Genomic DNA, 21,343 nt, shown 5'->3' with positions numbered 1-21,343 from the left:
TAAAAAAAAGATTTTTTAATGTTACAGTTCCAAAAAGTATAAAAATTCGTCAGAACGTTTAAAATATGCCAAATTTAAAAGCTCAGTATTTTAACCTTAAAAATTTAGCGGTTGTAACAACCTTGCTCCTATTTTTTGGTTGTGCAAGTATACAAACACCCCAAGGTGGACCAAAAGATACCAAACCACCAAAAGTTTTAAGCATGACTCCAAAAAATCAAACGAGGAATTTTAATGCTAAAAAAATTGTGATCGAGTTTGATGAATATTTTAATCTTAAAGATGAGTTTAAAGAATTTTCTATTTCACCGGATCAGGAAAAAATTCCTGAGTTAAAAAAGAGGCAAAAAAGATTAGAAATTAATCTTAAGGATTCTTTAGAAAAAAATACGACCTATACCTTAAACTTCGGAAAATCTGTGGCCGATGTTAATGAGGGAAACGTAGTTAAAAATTTATCTTATGTTTTTTCTACCGGCCCGGAAATAGATTCGTTATCGTTAAGTGGTAAGGTCATCAATTCACTAACAGACGAACCTGAGAAGGAAGTTACTGTATTTATTCTGCCTTTAGAAAGAGATTCCATTTTTGGAAAAAAACGCCCATCAATTTATACCACTACAGACAGTGCCGGAACGTACAAATTAAATAACCTAAGAAAAGGTACTTATAAAGTATATGCGGTTAAAGAAAGTAGCGGAGGAGGAGATAAAATATACCAGCAGATTTCGGATGAAGTTGGATTTGTAAAAGAACCTATTGTAATAGATAAAAATATAGAGAACGTAGATCTGCAGATATTTAAAGAATTAGCTCCAGAATTCCGCGTATTAGACCGAAAATTAAATAACGACGGAAGTATATCAATAAGTTTAAATCAGCAGCTTAAAAGCCCTAAAATAACCATTACAGACCCACCAGCTGTAGATGTAGGTAAGTTTGTCCATTTCTCTAAAAACAATGATACTGCCAAAATCTGGTTAAAGGATTTAAGTTTCGATTCGGTTAAAGTTGCCATACAAGACCAGGGTAAGGTTTTACAGACTTTAAATTTTACCAGGGGCAAAAAAGACACTTACACACGTGATGTAACGATTTCTGATAATTTATCGGGCGGTAAATTAAATCCTTTCCAGCAGTTAACACTGACCTTTCCTTTTCCGATGACTGCGGCAGATCCATCTAAAATCACCCTTTTAGAAGATTCTGTGAAACGAACAACTTTTGAGGTGGTAAAAGACAGTGTAGATTTTCTTAAATATTACATTAAATACCCCTGGAAAAATAAAAGAACTTATGATTTAAAATTAGCTGCCGGTGCATTTACTGCTATATTCAATGCTAAGAATAAAGATGTAACCAAACGTTTTTCACTCGAAAGTGCGGATGCTTATACCACCCTGGTATTAAATGTAACTCTTCCAGATACCACTAAAAGATATGTTGTGCAGTTTTTAAATGAAAAAAAAGATATCATAAAATCTTTTCCGGTTAGCAAAAATTCGAAAGTTACTTTTTCTAAATATCCAGCCGGAAAATATATGCTCAGGGTAATTTACGATGATAATAAAAACGGAATCTGGGATACAGGAAATGTTAAAGCAGGATATCAACCTGAAAAAGTATGGTATTTAAAAGCTTTAATGGATTTAAAACCGAATTGGGAACGCGAAGATCCACTGGTGATACCTCCACCTCCAACTAAGTAAAAAAACTGTCATCTCGACTGGAACGCAGTAAATTTATTTTATTAGCAGTTTTTATATTGTTAAAGGCCTAATAGCTACTTCTACTTGTAAAACAAGTTCAGCATGACGGAAACTATTGGTTAAACCAACCCGAATACATGATATAATTATCAGGCAGTTTATTCAATAAAGCCCTTTGCTCTTCAGTAATGGGCTTTATTTTTTTTGCAGGCGTGCCGGCATATAAATAACCCGTTTCGCAAATGGTATTCTCTAATACTACAGATCCAGCTGCAATAATACAATACTCTTCTATAACCGCATGATCCATTACAATGGCACCCATACCGATTAAAACATTATCCTGAACGGTACAGCCATGTACAATGGCATTATGCCCAACAGATACCCTATTACCAATGTGTGTGGAGGCTTTTAAGTAAGTTGCGTGAATTACCGCACCATCTTGTATGTTTGATTCATCTCCGATTGTAATGGCATTTACATCGCCTCTGATTACAGCATTAAACCATACGGAACATTTATCACCTATTATTACATCTCCCACTATTGTGGCGTTCTCTGCAATAAAATTATCTTTTCCAATCTCAGGATATTTATCTTTTACTGGTAGTATTAAAGGCATGTCAGATGTAATATAGTTTATGGATAATGTAAAAGTAAGTTTTATGATGTCATGCTGAGCTTATCGAAGCACTATATTAAGGTCTTCGACAGGCTCAGACTGACAATAGCTAAAAAACAGTATCTACCAGTTCTTTTGCATGTTCAGGATAATCGGTAGTGTAATGTAACCCCCTGCTCTCCTTCCGTTGCATCGCAGATTTGATCACCAGATAAGCCGTTTGAATTACATTACGCAATTCGCAAAGTTTAACTGAAACTTTATTCTTTTTATAAAATTCCTCCGTTTCCTGGTAGATTAAAAATAAACGACGATGTGCTCTTTCCAAACGGAAATCAGACCGGACAATACCTACATAATCGCCCATAATTTTTTGCAATTCCCTAAGGTTATGCGTAACCAATACATCTTCATTGCTTTGGGTAACCCCTTTCGAATCCCATTCAGGAATATGATCTGGAATAATATTATTTTTAAAGTTCTCGATAGCATCCTGATAAATGCGGTGAGCGAAAACCGTAGCTTCTAATAAAGAATTGGAAGCCAAACGATTAGCACCATGCAAACCTGTTGAAGAACACTCACCACAGGCATATAAATTTTTAATCGAAGAGCGACCATATTCATCAACCAGAATGCCACCACACATATAATGAGAGGCAGGCGTAACCGGAATATAATCTTTCGTCATATCTATTCCTATTGATAAACACTTGGCATATATATTAGGAAAGTGTTTCAAAATATCAGCCTTCTTACGCATCGTAATATCCAGGTAAACAAATTCATCGCCTGATTTCTTCATTTCATTATCTACTGCACGGGCAACAATATCGCGTGGTGCCAACGATTTACGTTCATCATATTCATGCATAAACTCCTCGCCATTCTTACGTCTTAAAACACCACCAAAGCCCCTAACAGCTTCCGATATCAGGAACGATGGATACTCTCCGGGATGGTACAAAGCTGTTGGATGGAACTGAATGAACTCCATATTCCTCACTTTTCCTTTTGCTCGGTAAACCATTGCCATACCATCGCCTGTTGCAATAACCGGATTTGTTGTGGCCGAATACACATGTCCGGCACCACCCGAAGCCATTACAGTCACATTTGCCACAATCTTTTCCACATCGTTAAGCTCTGTGTTAAAGGCATATATACCATAACAGTTAATATCTTCGGTACGTTTATCCACAAACTCACCCAGGTGATGCTGTGTAATTAACTCGAGCGCGAAGTAATGTGTTAATATCTCTATGTTGTTATTCTCATGAATTTCATTCAGCAACACCCGTTCAATCTCATATCCGGTGATATCTTTATAGTGTAAAACACGGTGTTCAGAGTGCCCGCCTTCCTTCGCTAAATCATAAAAACCTGAGTTATCCTTATCGAAGTTTATACCATAGTCAATGATCTCCTGAATACGCTGAGGCCCCTCTTTTACAACGATTTCCACAATTTTTTCATCACATAATCCATCACCGGCAATCAAAGTATCTTCAATATGTTTCTCAAAAGAATCACCTTTATCTACCACGACTGCAACACCGCCCTGAGCGTATTTTGTATTCGATTCGTCTTCGTTCGACTTGGTAACAATTAAAACCTTACCAAACTTTGCTGCTTTAAGCGCAAAACTCAAACCCGCTATACCTGAACCAATTACCAGAAAATCTACTTTCCTCATTAATAAAAACATTTACTTTATCCACGATGTTAACAACTAGTTGATAAATGTTAACTCTGTGTCTAAATTATCCTAACAAATAAATTTGAATGTTTAAAGCTACTCTAAAAAGACAATTTGCCACAATCTTTTAAGTAATTTTTGAGCACCTTTGTACAAGTAATTAACTTTTTACCCACTTATAAACAATTAACATTCGAGTATTGATAAAAATTGAGCGACTTTTCGATAGTGCTGAAAATCAAACTCATGATATTAGAGAAATGTAATCTAAATGTTAGTAAACGATTAACAACTTATATAAAAGAACTTTTTTTCGAAACTTGCCAACAATACTAACACACTAATAAACAAACAAGATTTATTTATTTAAAAATACTTATTAATTATTGAGACGTTGAAAGCTTTATCTTTGACCAACGTCAAAATTCAAAAAAGGAAAATTTTAAAATGAACATAGATGTCTTAGAAGAAATCAATAAAAAAGGTTTCGCAGAAGAAGAAATTGATCCTACGCTTGATCTTTTTGCCGAGATTGAGAAATTAAAAAAGGAAAAGAATGCCATTATTCTTGCACATTACTACCAAGAGCCTGACATTCAAGATATTGCAGATTATATTGGCGATAGTTTAGGATTATCGCAAGAAGCGGCAAAAACAGATGCTGATGTAATTGTGTTTGCCGGCGTGCATTTTATGGCCGAAACAGCAAAGATTTTATCGCCTGATAAAACTGTTTTATTACCGGATGTAAAAGCAGGATGCTCATTAGCAGATAGTTGTCCGCCCCATCTGTTTAGAAAGTTTAAAGAAAAATATCCAGATCACCTGGTTATCACTTATGTAAACTGTACGGCCGAATTAAAAGCTTTAAGTGATATTGTTTGTACAAGTACGAATGCGGTTCAAATTGTAGAGAGTTTACCTAAAGACCAAAAAATAATATTCGGTCCCGATCGAAATCTAGGTGCTTATGTAGCAAAGAAAACCGGACGCGATTTGGTATTGTGGAATGGTGCCTGTATGGTACATGAAATTTTTTCGCAGGAGAAAATTACAAAGCTAAAAGAACGCCATCCGAATGCTAAGTTTATTGCACACCCGGAATGTGAAGAAGTGGTTTTGAAAATGGCCGATTATATCGGTTCAACAACCGGACTTTTAAAATATACCATTACCAACCCGGCAACGGAATTTATTGTAGCAACCGAAAGTGGCATTATCCACCAGATGGAGAAGGCAAATCCAACAAAAACATTTATTCCGGCACCGCCGAATAACAGCTGTGCTTGTAACGATTGCCCATACATGAAAAGAAATACTTTAGAAAAACTATATTTATGTATTAAAAATGGTTTGCCAGAAGTAACTGTACCTGAGCATATTATTGAGCTTGCCCGTAAACCGATTCAAAGAATGCTGGATATTTCAGCGGAGCTGGGGTTATAAAATAGATCAAACCTTACAGGTTTTTAAAACCTGTAAGGTTTATTTAAATATTTATGAAAAAAAACAACATTCTTAAAAATTACTCGGGCTTATTATGGCTTTTGGCAGGAATAACTGTTGGAAGTATTGTAGGCTTAATTTTTGGGAAAAACGTTGAAAGTATAAAGCCGTTAGGAGATATATTTTTAAACCTGTTGTTTACTGCAGTTATTCCATTGGTATTTTTTGCGGTTTCATCAGCAATTGCGAATATAGACAGAACCAAAAAGTTAGGAAGATTATTAACCATTATGGTTTTGGTTTTTCTTTCTACCATACTCATTTCTGCGGTTTTAACCTTGGTAGCTACATGGGTTTTTCCGATTCATCAGCAATTAGGAAATGCGCCTTTACCAACTGAACCTGAAAAAATACAGTCGTTTGGCGAACAAATGACCCAACTTTTAACCGTTGGAGAATTTTTCGAGATCGGGAGCAGAAAAAACATGCTTGCACTAATTATTTTTTCGGTACTGGTTGGTTTTTCTACGCTATATGCTGGTAAAGAAGGCGATGGATTCAAGAACTTCTTGGTTTCGGGTAATGAAGTGATGAAAAAACTCATCATTTTGATTATGAAACTAGGACCGATTGGTTTAGGTGCATATTTTGCCTATCAGGTTGGGGTTTTCGGTCCACAGCTTTTCGGAACCTATGCAAAAGCTTTAGGTTTGTACTACGGTGTAGGCGCATTTTATTTTATCGTTTTTTTTACCTTATATGCTTTTGTTGCAGGTGGGTTTAAAGCAATAAAAGTATTTTGGAAAAATAACATTGTGCCGTCTTTAACTTCAATCGGAACCTGTAGCAGTATTGCCACCATTCCTGCAAATTTAGATGGCGCGCGAAAAATGGGCGTACCCGATTACATTACCAACGTGACCATTCCATTAGGTTCAACCTTGCATAAGGATGGTTCGAGTATCAGTTCTATTGTTAAAATTGCGGTTGTTTTTGCCATTTTTGGAAAGGATTTAGTACATGTTGATACCATTATTTTGGCCTTAGGCATTACTATTTTAGTGAGTATAGTGGAGGGAGGAATACCAAATGGAGGTTATATTGGCGAGTTATTAATGATTTCGGCTTACCAATTGCCACCTGAAGCGCTACCGCCAGCTATGATTATAGGAACTTTGGTTGATCCGATGGCTACTTTGTTAAATGCAACTGGCGATAATGTAGCGGCCATGTTAATTGCCAGGTTTACGGAAGGTAAAAATTGGATGGAGAATAATAATTTGTCATCCTGACGCAGGAAGGATCTGTTAGCTATGAAATACCAGCTGGTGTAGTTAAAGATTCTTCGCTATGCTCAGAATGACAGTTGATTTTAAAAAATAAAAATCTGGGGCTTCGCCCCTAACTATTGCATATGTTTGAAAATAAAGAGCGTACAGATATTAATGAATTAGGTGAATTTGGGTTGATTAAACACCTCACTACTAATTTTAAAATTAAAAACGATTATTCGGTAAAAGGTGTTGGCGATGATGCTGCTGTTTTAGATGCTAAAGGAAAGCAGATCTTAATTTCGACCGATTTATTGTTGGAAGGGATTCACTTTGATTTGGCTTATGTGCCTTTAATGCACCTAGGTTACAAAGCTGTTCAGGTAAATTTGAGTGACATTTATGCCATGAACGGGAAAGCAAGTCAGATTACAGTTTCGCTGGGTTTGTCGAGCAAATTCCCTTTAGAAGCTGTTGAAGAAATTTATAAAGGAATTGAACTGGCCTGCAACAAATACAACATCGATTTAATTGGTGGAGATACTTCATCAAGCAAGCAGGGTTTGGTGATTAGTATTACCAGTATTGGTTATGCCGATGCCGATAAAGTAGTGTACAGAAATGGTGCTCAAGAACATGATTTATTATGTGTTTCGGGCGATTTGGGTGGTGCTTATTTAGGCCTGCAGATTTTGGAAAGAGAGAAATTAATTTATCTGGAAAACCCACAGATCCAACCAGATTTAGAAGGTAAGGATTATATCATTGAAAGGCAATTGAAACCAGAAGCAAGGATGGATATTGTTGCGCTTTTAGATGAAATGAATATTAAACCAACTTCTATGATTGATGTTTCGGATGGTTTAGCTTCCGAAATTTTGCATTTGGCAGAACAATCTGATAAAGGAATAACCATTTATGAAGAGAAAATACCTTTAGATCCAATGACTTATGAAACCGCCCGTGAATTAGGTTTAGATCCAACGGTTTGTGCTTTGAGTGGTGGAGAAGATTATGAGTTATTGTTTACCATTAGCCAGGAAGATTATAAAAAACTGAAACATGATGTAGATATCACAGTGATCGGCCATGTTACTGATAAAAACTCGGGCTGTAAAATGGTTTCAAAATCAGAAAAAGTACACGAGCTGAAAGCCCAGGGCTGGAATGCTTTTAAGAAATAAAAATAGGTCGTCATTTCGAGCGAAGTGCAACGTAGTCGAGAAATCTTTGTAGGCAGATCTCTCCATTCCACTGCGTTTCAGTCGAGATGACGATTTTACTTTGCAGTCGACCTTGCTAAGAAAAATGAAGTATTCTAGCAAGATCGACTTTTTTATTTTTAGTCGGCTATATTAGTAGCTACCAACAATCAAAACAACTACTGTATTCACTGAGAAATAAAAAATCGTTCAAAGGGTCTCACAAAAAATCACTAACTTTACAAGTTTTTGCAATCACTTTTTAAGTAATACCTTTTCTAAAAATCGGGGGCTTCACTTCAAAATTTTAAAAACCTCTTTAAACACTAATCCTCATTGGCATCCAAATATTTTATATCAATCTGTTTGGTGGTTTTTGCACCCAGTTTTTTAATCTTTTCTGAAGTGTTGGTTAAATTTCCCGTGCCGACTGATAGTTTATTTATGGCTTTATCGTAAGCATCCTGTCCGTTTTTGATGTGTTTACCAATGTTTTCCATGTCAGCAACAAAACCTACAAACTTATCGTACATGCTTCCACTTAAACGGGCAATTTCCATTACATTCCGGTTTTGGCGTTCCTGTTTCCACATGCTGGCAATGGTACGCAAGGTAGCTAGTAAGGTTGAAGGACTCACAATTACTACTCTTCTATCCCATGCAAAATTGAAAAGTTCGGCATCTTTTTGTACGGCAATACTGAAAGAAGATTCGATCGGAACAAACAATAAAACAAAGTCAGGAGAATTTATTTTATATAAATCCTGGTAGTTTTTAGAAGAGAGCTCTAATATGTGATTCTTGATTGAGGCGAGATGCTGTTTTACGTAGCCTTCACGCTCTTCATCCGTTTCTGCAGATACCGAACGCTCATAAGCAACCAACGATACTTTAGCGTCGACCACAAGATGTTTATTATCTGGTAGGTCAATTACCACATCGGGCTGGTACCGACCGCCTTCGGCGGATATATGCGAGGCTTGAATGCGGTATTCCTGATCGCGCACTAAACCCGAGCGTTCCAAAACCTTTTCCAAAATCACTTCCCCCCAATTTCCCTGCTTTTTGCTATCGCCTTTTAAAGCTTTGGTTAAATTGTTGGCATCTTCCTGAATCTGTTTACTTTGATCCATTAATAGCGAAATTACACCTTTCAATGTATTTCTTTCATCTGATTCGGCTTTGTAAACCTTTTCTACTTTATCTTCAAAAGCTTTAATATTTTCTTTCAAAGGATTTAAGATGATATCCAGATTAGTCCGGTTCTGTTCAATAAATCTGCTCGATTTTTCTTCCAGTATTTTATTGGCAATTAACTCAAAGTCTTTGTTTAATTTTTCTTGCGACTGCTCAAAACTTAGCTTTTGTTCAGCAAGTTTTTCTTTTTCGGCCAGGTAAAAAGACCTGGTACTTTCCAACGCTCTGTTGGCATCAGCAAGCTGGTCGCGCTCCGTCTGTAATTCATCAATTAGGCGTTGCTGCTCTTGTTTAAGTAAGGTGGTAATGTGCTCTTTTTCGGCAGATAAATTAGAAACACGTTCATCAGCTTTGGCCAGGCTGATTTTTAATGATTCATTTTCACTTTTTGCTCTTTCGAAGTCTTCTACCGAGATAATAGAAAGAGCAGCCTGCGGTTTCTTCAATAATAAAATAACCAGGACTATTAAAATAACGATTAGTAAAGCAATACCCACAATCTCCATAATGATAAAAATTTTAGCAAAAATGAAGATTTAAAATAGATATACCAAAAAATTTTAGTTATTATGAACAGAAAATAACGGAAAAAAATTTTTATAATTGGGCATTAGTATTTTATAAATGAACGCATTAACAGTCCTCATATCCTGTCCCGATCAAGTTGGTTTAGTTACAAATATTACCCGTGTACTGGCTGCACATCAATTGAATATTGTTGCCATGCGCGAGTTTGTAGACGAAGCGAATAAATCGTTTTTTACCCGTATTGCCTGTACCGGAAATCTGGGGGATGCTGAAAAATTAAAGGAAAAACTTTTAGAAAACCTGCCAAATGCAGCAGCGGTAAATTTAATTACCCAACAGGAAAAACAGATTGCTGTTTTGGTGACCAAGGAGTACCATTGCCTGGCAGAAATACTGATCAAAAACCAATTTAAAACCTTAGGGGCCAATGTACAATGTGTAATAGGCAACTATGAAAGCCTGAGAGATTTTACCGAAAAATTGGGTATTCCTTATTTTTACGTTGATCATACCAATAAGGATAAAAGTGAATTTGAGGCTGAAGTTAAAGCGATTATAAACCGGTTTGAGGTAGATTATTTAGTTTTGGCTAAATTTATGCGAATCCTCTCTGCTGATTTTGTAAAAGATTATGCAGGAAAAATTATTAATATCCATCATTCCTTTTTACCGGCCTTTATAGGTGCCAACCCCTATCGCCAGGCTTTTGAACGTGGGGTGAAAATTATTGGTGCTACTGCCCATTTTGTTACTGATAACCTGGATGAAGGCCCGATTATTACGCAGCATACTAATCATATTGATCATAATTTTGGCGTGAAGGAAATGGTTCGGGCAGGCAAAGAAATAGAGAAAAAAGTATTGTTAGAAGCCCTGGAGCTTATTTTCGAAGACCGCGTTTTTGTGAGTGGGAATAAGACGATTGTGTTTAAATAACTGATAGGAGTTATTCCACAAATCGTCATTTCGAGCGAACCCGATAGCTATCGGGTGCAACGAAGTCGAGAACCACGAAGTGCTCAGCGAAGCTAAATCTATTTTACAGATCTCTCTCCCGACTTAACGTCGGGACTGTGCTTCAGTCGAGATGACGTAACCGTTAGAAGGATCTTTTAAATTAAAACCAACTCAGTGAACTCAACGTGCGTGGTTGTTTTTTCTCTGTGTTCTTTGTGGTAAAAAAACTATAAGCTTTTCAGCAGCAGATTCGCCACATCTTCTCCTGTTTGTGCACCAATTGCTATACCCATGCCGTTACACCTGGTGGCGCAAAAAATATTTGGCTTAATCTCTTCTATAAGTGGTTCCAGATTTTTTCCAAAAGCCATAATGCCGCTCCAGCGGTAATCGATTTCATAATTTACTTTAGGGAGGATTACGTTTTTTAATAAATCTTCTAACGCTAGCTGAACGGCCTCTGTTTGGCCAAATTTGGTGGTTTCTTCGGCTTTAAAATCGATATTTCTGCCACCACCTAATAAAACTCTGTTATTTATATTTCTAAAGTAATAATAACCTTTATTGTAATGGAAAGTACCTGCTATTTTTAGTTCTTTAATGGGTTTGGTGATTAAAACCTGACCACGGCCGGGACTAACGTCAATAGCTGGGAATAAATCTTTTACAAAAGCATTGGTGGTTACAATTAACTGTTTACAAAAAAAGTGTCCGTTTTTGGTTACCAGTTGTGTACCCCTGTTTTCTTCCCGGATCTGATCTACCGCACAATTATTAAATATACTAATGCCGAGTTTTTGCGCATATTGAATTAAAGCAAACATCATTTTACCACTGTCAATCTGTGCTTCGTAGCGGTTTTCGATTAATGTGCCGATACCTTCAAAGCCAAATAAACTAATTTTATTATTGGCAAGGGCAAAAGCATTGGCACCAACAATATCGTTAATGAGACGGTTATAATGTTCAATTTTGGATACACATGTGTCGGCCAGAAAAACCTCATCATTTTTAAATAATTCGTACCCGCCTAAACATTGGTAATCAATGGTTTTATCGCTTAATAAATTGCGTAGTTTAAGTAGGCCCTTCCAGCGCTTTTCTATAATTAGTGCCAGACCATCCAAGCCGGCACATTCTTCTTGCTCAATGAGTTCAGAAATGCTTCCGAAGCATGCAAAACCCGCATTTTTGGTGCTGGCACCTGTTGGTAAAAAGCCCCTTTCGAGTATGGCAATTTTTAAAGCCGGAGCAGTTTTTATAAGCCGGATGGCAGCATTTAAACCCACAATTCCACTGCCGATAATAATGATATCGTAAGTAAAAAACGACTCCTTCTCCCAATATGAAAACGCTGTTGGCATAGTATAAATGTAGCATTTTTTAACAGTCAAATAATATGGGAACGCTTTTTGATATGTGTTACACGAAAAACATACAGAAGAAAATGGGAGTTTATTTAATATTAATCATCCCGGTATTACTGCTGAGCATGTTTGTACAATGGCGGTTTAGAAATAAATTTTCTAAGTATGCCGAAATGCAACTTAGCTCAGGTTTATCGGGCAAAGAGGTGGCAGAAAGAATGCTACATGATAATGGGATATACGACGTGAAGGTGATGAGTACCGAAGGACAACTAACAGATCATTACAATCCATCAGATAAAACCGTTAATTTAAGTACAGATGTATATTATAGCCGAAGCGTAGCAGCAGCAGCCGTAGCGGCACACGAATGTGGCCATGCCGTGCAACAGGCGAAATCGTATAACTGGTTACAGTTAAGAAGCAGCATGGTTCCGGTGGTAAGTATATCATCTAATCTTTTACAATGGGTATTATTAATTGGTGTATTGTTAATAGGCTTTACCGGAAATCCAATTGTTTTGGCAATTGGTGTGGTAGGTTTAGCACTGGTAACCATATTTAGTATCATTACCCTACCAGTCGAATTTGATGCCAGTAACCGCGCATTGGCCTGGCTAAAAAACAATAATGGTGTAATGCAAACGCAAGAAGAAAATGCACAGGCTAAAGATGCACTTTGGTGGGCAGCCATGACTTATGTGGTAGCAGCTGTTGGTGCATTAGCCAACTTATTGTATTATGCATCAATGCTTTTTGGAAGAAGCAGAGATTAAAGAGATATCTAAATATGAAAAACACAGAGCGGCCGGGTTAATCCTGGCCGTTTTTGGTTTGTATCGGTTTGGAAAATAGAATAATTATTTTCTCTTTTTTGGAAAGCAGGTTTGGAAGCTTTTCGGTTTGATGCAGTCCCGCTATCCGCTTTACTTCGTGTTCGCTCCTATCGGGTTTAGATAGGTAGGTTAGTTGTACTATTTGAGGTTGCCGGGTGCAGAAAAAGGATTTTACCTATATGATGAGTTAACCTTTAATTGCAATGTCACTGCTTTTTAAACCTGATTGACGTGAAAAGCCCACAGCGCAGCGAGGACTTGAAACAAAAAGCAGGACTAACACTAAAATGGAATGCTGCAATTGCTTTTCTAAAGAATAGATAAAAGAGATTGGTTGCTGTTTACAGCATTGTTGAGGCACATATAGACTTAATTTGCTTCAGAGATTTCTCCATTTCGTTTCACTTCAGTCGAAATGACGATTTTTCAAAGAATTAATTCAGTTTGTAAGGCGCGATTAACTGAAACTCTGGAATATCAACCTCGAACTCAGATCCATCAATGTCGCGTTTCATTAAATACGCACCTTTCATGCTGCCCATATCGGTTTTCAGATTACAGCCAGAAACATATACATGTGTTTCGCCAGGCTGGATAATGGGTTGTAAACCAACCACACCCTCGCCTTCTACCTCTCTTTTGCTACTGTTCGAATCGAAAATAAACCATTGGCGGCGCATCAATTGCACAGCATAATCAGAAAGATTAGAAATTTCTACGCGATAAGCGAACATATAATGTTCGTTGGCCGGATTTGAATATTCTGGCTGGTATACTGTTTCTACTGAAACTTTAACTCCGTCTGTAATAGCTGTAACCATGATGATTTACTAATGTATAAAAAAGCTTTCAAAAATCAAGCCAGTACTTTAGTGGCATCATAGTCGGCAAATTTCTCTGCCACTTCTTCTAAAATGCTGTAAATGTTGTTAATATCTGGCTCGGCCACCAACCGCATACGGTAAGGTTTAAAATCTGGCAGGCCTTTAAAATAGTTTGCATAATGGCGGCGCATTTCGAAAATTCCGGTTTTAGGGCCTTTCCATTCAAGCGATTTATCTAAATGTGTACGGCAAACTTCAATACGTTCTTCAATAGTTGGTCCGGCAAGGTGTTCACCCGTTTTAAAAAAGTGTTTTACTTCGCGGAAAATCCAGGGATAACCAATGGCAGCACGACCGATCATAATGCCATCTACCTCGTATTCCATGCGCCAGTTGGCTGCTTTTTCGGGGCTATCTACATCACCGTTTCCAAAAATCGGTATTTTAATGCGTGGATTGCGTTTAATCTCCCGGATAAGTGACCAGTCGGCCTCGCCTTTATATAACTGTGCTCTTGTTCTGCCATGAATGGTAAGTGCCTGAATGCCTACGTCCTGAAGCCGCTCGGCCACTTCGTAAACATTTTTGGTATTATCATCCCAACCAAGGCGGGTTTTAACGGTAACAGGCAAATGTGAAGCTTTAACTACGGCTTCTGTCATTTTTACCATTTTATCGATATCCTGTAACAGGCTGGAGCCTGCACCTTTACACACTACGTTTTTAACCGGACAGCCATAATTAATGTCAACCAGGTCGGGCCCTGCTGCAGAAGCAATTTCTGAGGCTTCGCGCATGTGATCGATATCGCCACCAAAAATCTGGATGCCAATTGGCCTTTCGTATTCGAAAATATCAAGCTTTTGTATGCTTTTTGCAGCATCGCGGATCAAACCCTCCGAAGAAATAAATTCAGTGTACATCATATCGGCCCCGTTTTTTTTGCACACATAACGGAACGGCGGATCGCTTACATCTTCCATTGGAGCCAGTAATAACGGGAACTCACCTAAATCTATATTTCCTATCTTAACAGACATTTTCTATCTTCAACGATTAATAAAAACATACAAAGGTACAAATAATGAATTTTGTAACACCTAACAAGGAGGAAATCAATCCTTTCTTACAATTACTTTTACTTTTATTTTACGCAGTTGCAGGCGGACTTGTGTTTGGACTTCTGGCTGTTGCTATCGTTTTAATGATATATGGCTTGGGGATAGTAAGTAATTTAGATCTACTCTTGGCAGGCGACCCTAAGTATATTGGAGGTTTTAAAGTGATACAAATACTAAGTTCGATCGGAACATTTATTTTACCACCAATTGCCCTGGCCTTAACAGAAAGAAAGAAAGTAACAGAATTTTATCTTTTCAGACAGCCAAAATTCTTATTGGTTGTGCTCGTTCTCGCTATTATGATATTGAGTATGCCATTTATGGAATGGACCGTGATATGGAACCAAAAAATGGTTTTGCCTGATTTTTTGCATAAGATAGAACAGTGGATGAAGGAAAAGGAGGCTATTGCAATGAAAATAACAATTCAATTGATCACCGTACGCAGTAATTTCGATTTTATTGTAAACCTCCTCATGATTGCTGTTATACCTGCAATTGGCGAAGAGTTGATGTTCCGTGGAGGGGTACAGCGATCGTTAAACAGGGCTTTTGAAAATCCCCATGTTGCGATTTGGCTATCTGCGATTATTTTCAGTGCTATCCATGTTCAGTTTTATGGTTTTGTGCCACGTATGTTATTGGGTGCGGGTTTTGGCTATTTATACTATTATAGCGGAAGCATCTGGTATGCCATGCTCGCGCACTTTATAAACAATGCCTATGCAGTTTGTGCCGCTTTTTATATGCAAAAACACCATATGCCACTTGATAAAGCGGATGAACCGATCGGTTTTCCATGGTATGGCTATTTAATTAGTGCAATAATTACCATAGCTTTGTTTAAAATTTTTAAAGATAACGCAGCACGTGAGCGAAAATTGGGTTAAAGTATATACCACCAGCGATGCCTTTGCGGCCGAGGTATTAAAACAGGGATTAACAGAAGCCGGAATTCTGGCAGTAACGATAAATAAACAGCTCTCGGCATATAATATTGGCGAAATAAATGTTTTGGTGAATAAGGTAGATTTCGATAAAGCCATAGAATACATTGTAGAAAACGAAATTGAATAGTAGAAATGATCTTAAACCTTACACCCTTTATCGCTTACCTTAAATGAAAACCAGGGCAATAACCGCTTTCTTTTTTACCATTGTAATGCTTGGCTCTATCCTTCTGGGGAGCTACACTTTTACCATCTTTTATCTTGTTTTAAGTGTTTTGGCATTGTTTGAATTTTACAAGCTGATTAAAAACTCCGGAATAAGACCACACCGTAATATCGGTTTGGTAGCCGGTTCATTAATATTTTTGATGGCGGCTGGCTTACACTACCTCAAATATGATGTGAAGTATTTGCTGCTTTGTATTCCGCTAATTTTCTCGGTTTTTATTACTGAGCTATATAAAAAGAACAAAATTCCATTCGCCAACATCTCGTACACCTTTGTTGGTTTCGTGTATGTAACTATTCCTTTCTGTTTTTTTCATGCCCTGGGTTTTTTGAAAAACTGGAACGAATATAACTTTCATCTTCCCCTGGCATTTTTACTGATGCTTTGGGCAAACGATACAGGCGCTTACCTTTTTGGTGTAAAATACGGTAAACGTAAGTTGTTCGAACGCCACTCGCCAAAGAAAAGCTGGGAAGGATTTTTCGGAGGCATGTTCACCAGTGTTTTGGTCGCTTTTGGTTTATCATTTCTGTTTACCGAAAGTCCAGCCTGGGTTTGGATCGGTATGGCTGTATTGATTGCTAGTTTTGGTACACTGGGCGATTTAGTAGAATCGATGCTTAAACGCAGTTTGGATACGAAAGATAGTGGTGGTTTATTACCGGGACATGGTGGTTTGTTAGATCGTTTTGATGGATTGTTATTGTCTGCTCCAGTAGTTTATGCTTATCTGTATTTGATTTTATATTAATCGTTTAGCCACAAAGACACGAACGCACAAGAGGATTATGATGTTGTTTCTTAAGCAGTAGCCGTTACAACGTAATATTCTCGTTCTATCTGTTCGCCGGTTTTACTTTGTATCTGCTCTATTTTTTTAAGCGTATTTTTAATGGCAAACCCCGCTTTTTCTAATCGTTCTGTTACGGTTTCTATATTGTAAAGTGTAAAACCATAAGGCGTAAAAGGCAGGTTTTGCATGAAAGTTTTATCGGCAAAACATATAGCCAAAGTTCCCTTAGGTTTTAATATCCGCTTAATTTCGTTGAGGTATTCGCTTGGATTTGTCCAAAAGTATATCGTATTAACTGTAAAAATTTTATCAAATAGACCATCCTCAAATGGCAATGTAATGCCATCTGTTAGCTGAAGGTGAACCTTTCCTTTTGTTATGAAATCCTGATTGATCTTTTCGGCCTCGGCAATAATGGTTGCAGAAATATCAGCACCGAAATAATGGAGGTTTTCGGCTTTTGATAAGAGTTGGGCAATATGCCCGCCGTTACCATGGCCGATTTCTAAAACAGTTTCATTATTTTTAAGGTCTAATGCTGCAATTGCAGAAGTAGTCATGCCGATATTATTGGCATGCATCATTTCACCTGTTTTAATGCCGTGTTCGCCTTCAGGACAAGCCAATTGTTTGGCAATATTTTTTAAGTCTTCTTCGGAAAGTTGCTGTTCCATAATCAAATTTAAAGATTTAGGCGTTATGATTTTTACATCTTTTTGGCCAAAGCTTATATGATTATTTAATCACCTGAACAGGTTTTTTATTTTCATCAATGGCCACAAAGGTAAAATCGCCATGTACGGCCAATTCTCTTCCTTCGGCATACATCTGCTCGATATAAATTTCTACATTAACCTTTAAACTGGTATTCCCTACATGGTTAACCTTGCCGATAAGCTCTACAATTGTACCTGCGGGGATTGGTTTTTTAAAATCTATCCTGTCGCTGCTTACAGTAACCATAATCTGGCGGCTAAAGCGCGTTGCAGTAATAAAAGCAACCTCATCCATTAAATGCATGGCTGTTCCGCCGAAAAGGGTATCATAATGATTGGTTGTATTGGGGAAAACGGCTTTAAAAATGCTGGTTTTAGAATTTTCTATTCTTTCTTCTAGGGTCATGGGTTAAATATAGGTGCTGTAAAAAGCTTTGGCAGCTTTCTGGTTATTTTTAGTAGAAAATTGCCAAAGTAAAAGATTTGCCCTTGAGAAATGGATACTGAAAATGTAAAAAAATGTGCTCTCAGTAATTTTGGTAATGCTATTAAGTAGTGAAATAACTAAAAAGATGTCATCCTGAGCTTGTCGAAGGACAATCTTTTTAGTTATTTCACGATAAGGGTCTTCGACAAGCTCAGACTGACAACAATCGAATTCTTAATTTAATAGTATTGGTTTTCTCTATGACAAAATTAAAATTAATTCACCTGAAGATCTGCAGCAAGTACCTCTTCGGCTTTACGCATTTCTTTTGCGGCTTCGACCATTTCTATTAGTGCCTTTTTGGTTTCATCCCATCCGCGGGTTTTTAAACCACAATCAGGGTTTACCCAGAGTTGCCCGGAGGGAATAACAGCTTTTGCTTTTTTGAGTAGCTGAACCATTTCCTCCCGCTTAGGCACCCTTGGAGAGTGAATATCGTATACACCCGGGCCAATTTCGTTTGGATATTTAAAATCGGCAAATGCGTCTAATAATTCCATCTGCGAACGTGAAGTTTCGATGGTGATTACATCTGCATCCATATCGGCAATGTTTTGGATGATATCGTTAAACTCCGAGTAGCACATGTGCGTGTGGATCTGCGTGTCGTCTTTCACACCACTTGCCGAAATTTTAAAGGCTTTAACCGCCCAGTTCAAATAGTTTTGCCAATCAGCTTTGCGCAAGGGTAAACCTTCTCTAATGGCTGGTTCATCAATCTGAATGATTTTTATACCTGCATTTTCCAGATCACAAACCTCATCGCGGATAGCCAGGGCAATTTGAGTACAGGTTTCTGATCGTGGTTGATCATTGCGTACGAACGACCATTGTAAAATCGTTACCGGTCCTGTTAACATGCCCTTCATGTATTTTGAGGTAAGCGATTGTGCATAGGCGGTCCACTTTACAGTCATGGGTTTCGGACGCGAAACATCACCAAAAATGATCGGTGGTTTTACACAGCGTGAGCCATAACTCTGTACCCAGCCATTTTTGGAGAAAGCAAAACCATCTAGCTGCTCACCGAAGTATTCAACCATATCGTTACGCTCAAATTCGCCATGAACCAAAACATCCAGATCGATTTCTTCCTGCCAGTTTACGGCTTTTGCGGTTTCTTTTGCAATGAGGTCATTATATTCTTCAATGGTAAAAGTTCCGTTTTTAAGCTTTGCTCTCCAACTTCTTACTTCTGCAGTTTGCGGAAACGATCCGATGGTAGTAGTGGCGTAATTTGGCAGATTGAGTTCCTGTTGTTTAATTTTTCTGCTCGGAAATGGACTTAACCGTTCTGCATCCTGCTCTTTTAATCCTAAAACACGTTGTTTAACTTCAGGATTATGGATGATTTTAGAAACTTTACGGTTAGCAATCGCGATCTTATTTTCCTCAAGTTTTTGCAGGGTAGATGCAGGGCTTTCGTTGGTGATCAGCTTTTTTAAGGTAGCTACCTCCGCAATTTTTTGTTTCGCATAAGCCAGCCACTGTTTAATTTCAGCCGAAAGATTTTGCTCATTGGTTTCATTGTCTAAATCAACTGGTGAGTGGATTAAGGAACAGGATGGGGCGATCCATACTTTATCCGGGCCTCTTTTTTCTACAACTTGATTAATGATTGAAACGGATTTTTCGAAATCATTTTTCCAGATGTTTCTTCCGTCTACCAAACCTAACGAAAGAGTGGTATCTTCCTTTAACGAAGCTAAAATATCCGTCAATTGACCCTCAGCACGTACCAGGTCGATATGTAAAACATTGACCGGTAATGAGGTAGTTAGTGCTAAATTATTACCCAAGCCTTCAAAATAGGTAGCCAAAACAATTTTTAACCCAGGAAAAGCTTTTCTGATCTCTTTATAGGCATATTCGTAAGCTTTCTTGTCTTTTTCGGTAAGGTCTAAAGTCAAAAAAGGTTCATCAAACTGGATATATTCTACATCCAAAGCATCTAAGCGCGATAAAATCTCGATATAAACCGGAAGGAGATTTTTGATCAGGTCGATCTTTTCAAAGCCGGCTTCTTTTTCTTTTCCCAATAAAAGGTAAGAAACCGGGCCGATTAAAACAGGTTTTGTAGTAATGCCCAATTGTTTTGCCTCGTAAAACTCATCGATAATTTTGGTAGAGAAAAGTTTAAAAGGCTGGTCTTTGTAAAATTCAGGAACGATGTAATGGTAATTGGTATCAAACCATTTGGTCATTTCCATCGCTACTACATCTAATCCCTCTTTTTGATAACCTCTTGCCATAGCAAAATAGAGATCAAGCTCTGAATTTCCTTTTTTCAGGATCACCTCGTTGTACCTTTTCGGGATGGCCCCAAAAGTTAAAGAATGATCAAGCACATGATCATAAAAAGAAAAGTCGTTCGAAGGAATGACATCAATTCCAGCTTCTTTTTGAAGGTTCCAGTTTTCGTGGCGAATGTTTTTTCCCACCTGAAGCACATTTTTGTACCCAGTTTTATCTGCCCAGTAATTTTCGCAGATTTTCTTTAATTCCCTTTGGCTACCTATTCGCGGATAGCCCAGATTTTGCGTTAGCATCTCTTTTAAAGATTAAGTAAATAAATCGTTTAAAAGCTCATAGCAATATTTTATAATGTTTTCTGTTAAAAATAAAAAGGAAAGGTTCGCGCACAAGCAGCCTACTCATCAGCAAAAAGCTTAAAGCAAGCATATAAAATGATTAATTTTACCGTGTACAATCAGACCTGACCAATTACTTTATAACGCGAAAGCACCGTCAATTCAATATAGGCAGGTCTCCTGACTTATTCCCGATCTTATCGCCTTCCCATACTGGTAAACGGCACAGTGGCATGAATGATAAGACCGTTGTCTTTTTAAAGACAGAATTTACAGTTGCGCGACAGCTCGTGATTTGCACACGATTCCCTATTAATCCCGGTTGTAATTCCGGGAACCTGTATCGGTTGATGAAAAATAAAGTTAAGAACTTACATCAGGACAAATGTATGGATTAGGATTTAAAGATTAAGGTATTTTTGTAAGCATTGATTTTATCACTCCCATACAAGCGCCCATTAGTTAGATGACTATGTTATATATGATAAATTATTTTTCCGCTCTATGCCACGGAGGCATGGTACTTTGACGCGCCAAAGTACCCAAAGCGCTTTGTCAATCCAGCAATGTGGCTTCTCACTGTCTCACGCTCATCAAAAAACAGCGGCACTTTGTTTTGTGTTCAATTCCTTTATAGCTTTTGAACTATCGTTTTTGAACACAAAACCACTTCGCTTCAGGTTAGGTCGTGCTGTTTTTGCTGTTCTGCAGCTGTTTTTTTGATTCTTCCGCCACTTGGGATTGACCACGTTCTTCGGTATAACCTGTTCATTTTTTCAAAGCAAGCCAGCATGG

The 21,343-nt window shown here is 37.7% G+C and carries 18 protein-coding genes and 1 riboswitch; of the genes, 9 read left to right on the top strand and 9 right to left on the bottom strand.

Annotation, left to right across the window (positions count from 1 at the left end; genetic code table 11):
* The first annotated feature begins 65 nt into the window (after window positions 1-65).
* On the top strand, window positions 66-1,709 hold the full coding sequence (locus HDC90_RS10730) for an Ig-like domain-containing protein (protein WP_184466155.1): 1,644 nt from the start codon (window positions 66-68) through the stop codon (window positions 1,707-1,709).
* A gap of 112 nt (window positions 1,710-1,821) precedes the next feature.
* Here HDC90_RS10730 and HDC90_RS10725 read toward each other — a convergent pair whose 3' ends face one another.
* Together HDC90_RS10725 and nadB are read right to left on the bottom strand one after the other, a co-directional pair.
* Window positions 1,822-2,334: a gamma carbonic anhydrase family protein gene (locus HDC90_RS10725; protein ID WP_184466153.1), complete on the bottom strand. Its 513-nt coding sequence runs from the start codon at window positions 2,332-2,334 to the stop codon at window positions 1,822-1,824.
* A gap of 109 nt (window positions 2,335-2,443) precedes the next feature.
* Complete coding sequence (nadB, locus tag HDC90_RS10720; protein WP_184466151.1) at window positions 2,444-4,030, bottom strand: L-aspartate oxidase; 1,587 nt, start codon at window positions 4,028-4,030, stop codon at window positions 2,444-2,446.
* 408 nt (window positions 4,031-4,438) lie between these two features.
* Here nadB and nadA point away from each other — a divergent pair, with 408 nt between their 5' ends.
* The 3 genes from nadA to thiL all read left to right on the top strand — a co-directional run bounded on the left by nadA (window position 4,439) and on the right by thiL (window position 7,934).
* Window positions 4,439-5,479, top strand: a complete 1,041-nt coding sequence (nadA, locus tag HDC90_RS10715; RefSeq protein ID WP_280739777.1) for a quinolinate synthase NadA — start codon at window positions 4,439-4,441, stop codon at window positions 5,477-5,479.
* Window positions 5,480-5,532: 53 nt separating this feature from the next.
* Window positions 5,533-6,771: a dicarboxylate/amino acid:cation symporter gene (locus tag HDC90_RS10710; RefSeq protein WP_184466149.1), complete on the top strand. Its 1,239-nt coding sequence runs from the start codon at window positions 5,533-5,535 to the stop codon at window positions 6,769-6,771.
* A gap of 122 nt (window positions 6,772-6,893) precedes the next feature.
* The gene (thiL, locus tag HDC90_RS10705; protein ID WP_184466147.1) at window positions 6,894-7,934 is read left to right on the top strand and encodes a thiamine-phosphate kinase; all 1,041 of its coding nucleotides are present in this window, start codon (window positions 6,894-6,896) and stop codon (window positions 7,932-7,934) included.
* Between the two features lie 344 nt (window positions 7,935-8,278).
* On the opposite strand, the gene HDC90_RS10700 is transcribed toward thiL, so the two are convergent.
* Complete coding sequence (locus HDC90_RS10700; protein ID WP_184466145.1) at window positions 8,279-9,655, bottom strand: DNA recombination protein RmuC; 1,377 nt, start codon at window positions 9,653-9,655, stop codon at window positions 8,279-8,281.
* A 118-nt stretch (window positions 9,656-9,773) separates the two neighbouring features.
* On the opposite strand from HDC90_RS10700, the gene purU reads away from it, so the two are divergent.
* Window positions 9,774-10,613, top strand: a complete 840-nt coding sequence (gene purU / locus HDC90_RS10695) for a formyltetrahydrofolate deformylase (RefSeq protein ID WP_184466143.1) — start codon at window positions 9,774-9,776, stop codon at window positions 10,611-10,613.
* A 248-nt stretch (window positions 10,614-10,861) separates the two neighbouring features.
* Here the strand turns inward: purU and HDC90_RS10690 are convergent, their stop codons facing one another.
* A complete protein-coding gene (locus HDC90_RS10690) occupies window positions 10,862-11,998 on the bottom strand; it encodes an FAD-binding oxidoreductase (RefSeq protein WP_184466141.1) in 1,137 nt (378 codons plus the stop codon).
* An 83-nt stretch (window positions 11,999-12,081) separates the two neighbouring features.
* Here HDC90_RS10690 and HDC90_RS10685 point away from each other — a divergent pair, with 83 nt between their 5' ends.
* A complete protein-coding gene (locus HDC90_RS10685) occupies window positions 12,082-12,777 on the top strand; it encodes a zinc metallopeptidase (protein WP_057930995.1) in 696 nt (231 codons plus the stop codon).
* A gap of 494 nt (window positions 12,778-13,271) precedes the next feature.
* Here the strand turns inward: HDC90_RS10685 and apaG are convergent, their stop codons facing one another.
* Window positions 13,272-13,658: a Co2+/Mg2+ efflux protein ApaG gene (gene apaG, locus HDC90_RS10680; protein WP_184466139.1), complete on the bottom strand. Its 387-nt coding sequence runs from the start codon at window positions 13,656-13,658 to the stop codon at window positions 13,272-13,274.
* Between the two features lie 35 nt (window positions 13,659-13,693).
* Window positions 13,694-14,701: a tRNA dihydrouridine synthase DusB gene (dusB, locus tag HDC90_RS10675; RefSeq protein ID WP_184466137.1), complete on the bottom strand. Its 1,008-nt coding sequence runs from the start codon at window positions 14,699-14,701 to the stop codon at window positions 13,694-13,696.
* 44 nt (window positions 14,702-14,745) lie between these two features.
* Here dusB and HDC90_RS10670 point away from each other — a divergent pair, with 44 nt between their 5' ends.
* From HDC90_RS10670 to HDC90_RS10660, 3 genes are read left to right on the top strand one after another with little or no spacing between them, the layout of a single operon-like run.
* Window positions 14,746-15,672: a CPBP family intramembrane glutamic endopeptidase gene (locus HDC90_RS10670; protein ID WP_184466135.1), complete on the top strand. Its 927-nt coding sequence runs from the start codon at window positions 14,746-14,748 to the stop codon at window positions 15,670-15,672.
* A complete protein-coding gene (locus tag HDC90_RS10665) occupies window positions 15,653-15,859 on the top strand; it encodes a putative signal transducing protein (protein WP_184466133.1) in 207 nt (68 codons plus the stop codon). The genes HDC90_RS10670 and HDC90_RS10665 overlap by 20 nt, the downstream gene beginning before the upstream one ends.
* 43 nt (window positions 15,860-15,902) lie before the next feature.
* Entirely contained in the window at window positions 15,903-16,712 is an 810-nt protein-coding gene (locus HDC90_RS10660) for a phosphatidate cytidylyltransferase (protein ID WP_184466131.1), read from the top strand.
* A 50-nt stretch (window positions 16,713-16,762) separates the two neighbouring features.
* Here the strand turns inward: HDC90_RS10660 and HDC90_RS10655 are convergent, their stop codons facing one another.
* From HDC90_RS10655 to metE, 3 genes are all read right to left on the bottom strand, one after another.
* Window positions 16,763-17,428: a class I SAM-dependent methyltransferase gene (locus tag HDC90_RS10655; protein WP_184466128.1), complete on the bottom strand. Its 666-nt coding sequence runs from the start codon at window positions 17,426-17,428 to the stop codon at window positions 16,763-16,765.
* 61 nt (window positions 17,429-17,489) lie between these two features.
* On the bottom strand, window positions 17,490-17,876 hold the full coding sequence (locus HDC90_RS10650) for an acyl-CoA thioesterase (RefSeq protein WP_025141655.1): 387 nt from the start codon (window positions 17,874-17,876) through the stop codon (window positions 17,490-17,492).
* A gap of 296 nt (window positions 17,877-18,172) precedes the next feature.
* Window positions 18,173-20,506, bottom strand: a complete 2,334-nt coding sequence (metE, locus tag HDC90_RS10645; protein ID WP_184466126.1) for a 5-methyltetrahydropteroyltriglutamate--homocysteine S-methyltransferase — start codon at window positions 20,504-20,506, stop codon at window positions 18,173-18,175.
* A 194-nt stretch (window positions 20,507-20,700) separates the two neighbouring features.
* Window positions 20,701-20,905: riboswitch (cobalamin riboswitch) on the bottom strand.
* Window positions 20,906-21,343 lie beyond the last annotated feature (438 nt).

It is taken from the genome of Pedobacter sp. AK013, from assembly GCF_014205835.1.
Lineage (GTDB): Bacteria > Bacteroidota > Bacteroidia > Sphingobacteriales > Sphingobacteriaceae > Pedobacter.
The sequence above is the reverse complement of the archived record's forward strand: the minus strand, read 5'-3'. Positions and strand labels throughout refer to the sequence as shown.